Here is a 2,500-nt window from a genome sequence, read left to right on the forward strand (position 1 = left end):
AAGGTTTTCCGGTTTATCCCGGAGGGCTTGTAGCTCAGTTGGTTAGAGCGCGCGCTTGATAAGCGTGAGGTCGGAGGTTCAAGTCCTCCCAGGCCCACCAATTTATGCTCGTTTTTTGCTTATCCAAGAGTATAAAGCTTAAGCGTATTAAAGCCTCTTCAATCTTTGTTTATTTTTAAAGATTTAATTTTATCATTCAGAGATTGTTTGTTAAATTTATCCCATTAAGCTTCCAAAGAGGCTTTGTCCCTTCAGTGGTACAGATAAATTTACATGATACAAATCAAAACAGGACAGATAATTCAAGTTGGTGAATTTGGTTATGGTTGATTTGAGAGAGCATTATTTAGGGGCCGTAGCTCAGCTGGGAGAGCACCTGCTTTGCAAGCAGGGGGTCGTCGGTTCGATCCCGTCCGGCTCCACCATTTGGTCATCATCGTGTTGTAAGAACACGGTTTAGTAAGGGGGGTTATACCCTTTTGCTTGTTCTATTGAAATTGTGAAGAGAAGATATATTCAGACATGTTCCTTTTTTAAGGTTCCTTCTGAGGTACAAGTTTTTTGTTAAGAAAAATACCTTCTTGGGAAAATGCTTGTTGTTAAAAAAAAGGTTTTTGAAAGCAGATCTTTAAAAAAGATCTTAAAAGAGAAGCCTTTATCTGAAGAGGAAATCTTAATTTAGAAAAAGAGACATTGTGTCGCAAGGGAATGCTCAAAGCCCTTGCTTATGATTGGAAGCTTAACCGCGCCATTGAATATATCTCGAGAAGCTGGTCTTTTCTGCTGATATTTATGTTTATTTTGCGCTTTGTTTTGCACAAGACAAAGAATGCGGACAAACAGTGAATGAATATTGGCAATGAGAACGATCAAGTGTCTTAAGGGCATTTGGTGGATGCCTTGGCATGCACAGGCGATGAAGGACGTGATACGCTGCGATAAGCTACGGGGAGGTGCGAATAACCTTTGATCCGTAGATCTCCGAATGGGGCAACCCACCTTTGATGGCTAGAAAAATTAAGCTGTTTTTGCAAAAAGACAGTTTAGTTTTCTAGTCGTCAGATAAAGGTATCTACACCTGAATAAAATAGGGTGTAAGAAGCAAACGCAGGGAACTGAAACATCTAAGTACCTGTAGGAAAGGACATCAAACGAGACTCCGTTAGTAGTGGCGAGCGAACGCGGACCAGGCCAGTGGCTTAGATTAAGAAAAGTAGAAACGATTGGAAAGTCGTACCAAAGTGGGTGATAGTCCCGTATACGTAAATCTGATTTAAGTCCTAGAGTAGGGCGGGACACGTGAAATCCTGTCTGAACATGGGTCGACCACGATCCAAGCCTAAGTACTCGTGCATGACCGATAGCGCACCAGTACCGTGAGGGAAAGGTGAAAAGTACCCCGACAAGGGGAGTGAAATAGTACCTGAAACCGAATGCCTACAAACAGTCGGAGCCCAAGATTCGTTCTGGGTGACGGCGTACCTTTTGTATAATGGGTCAGCGACTTAGTCTAACGAGCAAGCTTAAGCCGGTAGGTGTAGGCGTAGCGAAAGCGAGTCTGAATAGGGCGTTCAGTTCGTTGGATTAGACCCGAAACCGAGTGATCTAGCCATGAGCAGGCTGAAGGTAAGGTAACACTTACTGAAGGGCCGAACCCGTATCTGTTGCAATAGATTGGGATGACTTGTGGCTAGGGGTGAAAGGCCAATCAAACTCGGAAATAGCTGGTTCTCCGCGAAATCTATTTAGGTAGAGCGTTAGTCGAATTCTCCAGGGGGTAGAGCACTGGATGGGCTAGGGGTCCTCACCGGATTACCAAACCTAACCAAACTCCGAATACCTGGAAGAACTAACTAGCAGACACACGGCGGGTGCTAACGTCCGTCGTGGAGAGGGAAACAACCCTGACCACCATCTAAGGTCCCCAAGTTATGGCTAAGTGGGAAAGGATGTGAGGATCCCAAAACAACCAGGATGTTGGCTTAGAAGCAGCCACCATTTAAAGAAAGCGTAACAGCTCACTGGTCTAAATAAGGGTCCCTGCGCCGAAAATGTAACGGGGCTAAAGCCATACACCGAAGATGTGGATTTACTCCTTAGGGAGTAAGTGGTAGCGGAGCGTTCCGTAAGCCTGTGAAGGGAGACTCGTGAGAGCTCCTGGAGGTATCGGAAGTGAGAATGCTGACATGAGTAACGATAAAGGGAGTGAGAGACTCCCTCGCCGAAAGTCCAAGGGTTCCTGCTTAAAGTTAATCTGAGCAGGGTGAGTCGGCCCCTAAGGCGAGGCCGAAAGGCGTAGTCGATGGGAACCACGTTAATATTCGTGGACCTGTGGGTAGTGACGGATTGCGTATATTGTAAGATCTTATTGGATTGATCTTGCAGTGAAGCAGTTCCAGGAAATAGCTCCCACATATAGACCGTACCCCAAACCGACACAGGTGGACTGGTAGAGAATACTAAGGCGCTTGAGAGAACTACGTTGAAGGAACTCGGCAAA

Annotated in this window: 2 tRNA genes and 1 rRNA gene (1 of these 3 only partly in view); all 3 read left to right on the top strand. The window is 45.5% G+C overall.

The features are described from left to right. Nucleotides 1–23: 23 nt before the first annotated feature. Nucleotides 24–100 (top strand) — tRNA-Ile (locus ACFIJ9_RS08410). A gap of 249 nt (nucleotides 101–349) precedes the next feature. Further along, nucleotides 350–425 (top strand) — tRNA-Ala (locus tag ACFIJ9_RS08415). A gap of 442 nt (nucleotides 426–867) precedes the next feature. After that, a 23S ribosomal RNA gene (locus tag ACFIJ9_RS08420) occupies nucleotides 868–2,500 on the top strand; it runs 1,182 nt beyond the window's last position.

Origin of the sequence: Bartonella sp. MR90HLJMH (assembly GCF_042194115.1) — a bacterium.
In the GTDB taxonomy this organism is placed as follows: domain Bacteria; phylum Pseudomonadota; class Alphaproteobacteria; order Rhizobiales; family Rhizobiaceae; genus Bartonella; species Bartonella grahamii.